The organism is Mycobacterium sp. E2327, assembly GCF_001672675.1.
In the GTDB taxonomy this organism is placed as follows: Bacteria; Actinomycetota; Actinomycetes; order Mycobacteriales; family Mycobacteriaceae; genus Mycobacterium.
Genome location: NZ_LZKE01000034.1, coordinates 1 through 3,418, shown reverse-complemented (window position 1 = coordinate 3,418; position 3,418 = coordinate 1). Strand labels below are relative to the sequence as shown.

The window sequence follows — 3,418 nt, the reverse complement described above, 5'->3', positions numbered from 1 at the left end:
CGTCGAGCAGACCTGGCGGATGGCCAAGATGAACCTCGCCGTCCACGGCATCGACGACGCGGGCCTCGTCCGCGGCGACACGCTCGTTCGCGACCGGCACGCCGGCGTGCAGATGGACTACGTGATGGCCAATCCGCCGTTCAACATCAAGGATTGGGCCCGCGACGAACGGGACGCGCGCTGGCGCTTCGGCGTTCCGCCCGCCGCCAACGCGAACTACGCCTGGATTCAGCACATCCTGTCCAAGCTGGCCCCCGGCGGAAAGGCCGGCGTGGTGATGGCCAACGGATCGATGTCGTCGAACACGCTCGGGGAGGGCGACATTCGGGCGCGGATCGTCGACGCGGACCTGGTGTCGTGCATGGTGGCGCTGCCCGGGCAGCTGTTCCGCAGCACCGGAATTCCGGTGTGCCTGTGGTTCTTCGCGCTCGACAAGGGTGACCGAGCGGGCCAGGTGCTGTTCATCGACGCCCGCGCGCTCGGCTACCTGGTGGACCGCACGGAGCGCGCGCTGACCGACGAGGAGATCGTTCGCATCGGCGACACCTACCACGCGTGGTCCGCATCGCAATCCGCTACTGCCAAAGGCCTTGTCTATCAAGATGTTCCGGGTTTCTGCAAATCCGCGTCGCTGGACGATATCCGGACCGCGGGCTATGCGCTCACGCCGGGACGCTATGTGGGCGCGCCCGCGTCCGACGACGACGGGGAGCCGGTCGACGCCAAGATCGCCCGGTTGACGGGCGACCTGCTGGCGGCGCTTGACGAGTCCGCCCGCCTGGAGCGGATGGTGCGCGAGCAGGTGGAGCGGCTGCGGTGAAGGCCAGACTGGGCGACCACCTCGACTTCAGCAACGGGACCAGCTCTCCGGCGCGAGCCCCGGACGGCCGCTTTCGCGTTTACGGCTCCAACGGGCCGATCGGCTATGCGGCGCAATGCAATGCGGCCGGGCCGGTGATCGTGCTGGGGCGCGTCGGATCGTATTGCGGCAGCCTGCGGTACTGCGATTCCGACGTCTGGGTCACCGACAATGCGCTGGTGTGCCGGGCCAAGGACCCAGCGGAGACGCGGTATTGGTATTACGCGCTGCACACCTGCGGGCTCAACGGACACCGGGCCGGATCGGGACAGCCGCTGCTCAACCAGACGATCCTGCGTGAGGTTTGCGTCTCCGCCGTCGCGGCTCCGCAGCGCCGCCGCATCGCCGAGGTGCTCGGCGCCGTCGACGACAAGATCGCCGCCAACGAACGCGTGATCGCCGCCGCGGAGAGCCTGATGGTGGCCACCGCCGAGTCGGTCGCCGAAAGCGTGCCGCTGTCCGCTCTCGCCGGCCGGTCGACGGAACTCCTCGGTCCGCCCGGGTTCGACGACGTGGTGGCCCACTTCAGCCTCCCGGCGTTCGACGACGGCGCGAAACCCCGGCTGGTCGCCGGGGAAAGCGTGAAGAGCGCCAAGTTCGTCCTGTCCGAGCCGTGCGTGCTGGTCGCGAAGCTCAATCCCAGGATTCCGCGCGTCTGGAACGTGGTGGCCCTGCCCCCGCAAATGGCTTTGGCCAGCACGGAGTTCGTCGTGTTGCGTCCCGTCGGCGTCGACACGTCGGCGCTGTGGGCGGCTTTGCGGCAGCCCGACGTCGTCGCGACGTTGCAGCGGCGGGCCGCCGGGACGTCGGGGAGCCACCAGCGCGTCCAACCGCGCGACCTGCTCGAGGTTCCGGTCCGCGACGTCCGGCGCCTGGCGCCCGCGGCGGCGCGGACGCTCACCGGACTGGGCGCGCTGTGTCACGCGCGCCGCGCGGAATCCACGCGGTTGTCCGCCTTCCGCGACGCGCTGCTGCCGCTGCTGATATCGGGTGAGCTCGCGGTGGGCCCCGTCTAGCGCCGAAACTGCGCTCAGAGCGCCCGATCAGGCCCGAAACACGCGCTGAGCGCAGACTCGGCGCGCCCAACGATCGCCCAACGATAAGGTGGGCGCCGTGGCCGAGACCGCGCCGCTGCGCGTGCAACTGATCGCCAAGACGGAGTTCCTGGCGCCGCCGGACGTGCCCTGGACGACCGACGCCGAGGGCGGCCCCGCGCTGGTCGAGTTCGCCGGGCGGGCCTGCTATCAGAGCTGGTCGAAGCCCAACCCGAAGACGGCGACCAACGCCGGCTACATCGGGCACATCATCGACGTCGGCCACTTTTCGGTGCTCGAGCATGCCAGCGTGTCGTTCTACATCACCGGCATCTCGCGATCCTGCACCCACGAGCTGATCCGGCACCGGCACTTCTCCTACTCGCAGCTGTCGCAACGCTATGTGCCGGAGGGGGACTCGCGCGTCGTCGTCCCGCCGGGCATGGACGACGACCCCGAACTGCAGGAGATCCTCGTCAAGGCCGCCGACGCCAGCCGCGCCACCTACGCCGAGCTGTTGGCGAAACTGGAAGCGAGGTTCGCCGACCAGCCGAGCGCGATATTGCGCCGCAAACAGGCGCGCCAGGCCGCCCGCGCGGTGCTGCCCAACGCGACCGAGACCCGCATCGTCGTCACGGGGAACTATCGGGCGTGGCGGCACTTCATCGCCATGCGCGCCAGCGAGCACGCCGACGTGGAAATCCGGCGCCTGGCCATCGAGTGCCTGCGCCAGCTCGTCGGCGTGGCGCCCGCGGTGTTCGCAGACTTCGAGGTCTCCACCCTGGCCGACGGCACCGAGGTCGCCACCAGCCCTCTCGCCACCGAAGCCTGAGGCGGCGCAGCCGGGGAAGGCTGAGGCGGCAATCCGGCCTGAGCCCACCGAAGCCTGAGCCGCGCGGCGGCTAATTGCGTTTGGTACCGCCAGGTAACCTGAAGACCGTGAGCACCGTCGGATTCGACGCCCCCGCCCGGTTGGGAACCCTGCTGACGGCTATGGTGACGCCATTCGCCGCTGACGGCGCGCTGGACACCAAGGCCGCGGCGCACCTGGCAAACCACCTGGTGGACGGGGGGTGCGACGGCCTGGTGGTCTCCGGGACCACCGGTGAGTCGCCGACCACCACCGACGACGAGAAACTCGAGCTGCTGCGCGCCGTGCTGGAGGCGGTCGGTGACCGGGCCCGCGTCATCGCCGGCGCCGGCACCTATGACACCGCTCACAGCGTCCGGCTGGCGAAGGCCTGCGCGGCCGAGGGCGCGCACGGGCTGCTGGTCGTCACGCCGTACTACTCGAAGCCGCCGCAGAGCGGGCTGATCGCGCATTTCACCGCCGTCGCCGACGCGACCGAGCTTCCGGTGCTGCTCTACGACATCCCGCCCCGCTCGGTGATACCGATCCAGACCGAGACCATTTACGCGCTGGCCGCCCACCCGAACATCGTCGGGATCAAGGACGCCAAGGGCGACCTGCACAGCGGCGGCCAGATCATCGCCGAAACCGGACTGGCCTACTACTCCGGCGACG

At 69.8% G+C, this 3,418-nt stretch carries 4 protein-coding genes; all 4 read left to right on the top strand.

Annotated elements, in window-relative coordinates; all coding sequences use genetic code 11:
• Nucleotides 1-820 (top strand): N-6 DNA methylase (locus A5712_RS04445; protein WP_156766409.1); only part of this gene is annotated, 820 nt, incomplete at its 5' end.
• Nucleotides 817-1,875: a restriction endonuclease subunit S gene (locus tag A5712_RS04440; protein WP_068101883.1), complete on the top strand. Its 1,059-nt coding sequence runs from the start codon at nt 817-819 to the stop codon at nt 1,873-1,875. The genes A5712_RS04445 and A5712_RS04440, both read left to right, overlap by 4 nt.
• A 97-nt stretch (nt 1,876-1,972) precedes the next feature.
• Entirely contained in the window at nt 1,973-2,725 is a 753-nt protein-coding gene (gene thyX / locus A5712_RS04435) for an FAD-dependent thymidylate synthase (RefSeq protein WP_068101886.1), read from the top strand.
• A gap of 107 nt (nt 2,726-2,832) precedes the next feature.
• On the top strand, nt 2,833-3,418 hold a 586-nt coding region (locus A5712_RS04430; RefSeq protein ID WP_068101881.1), incomplete at its 3' end, for a dihydrodipicolinate synthase family protein.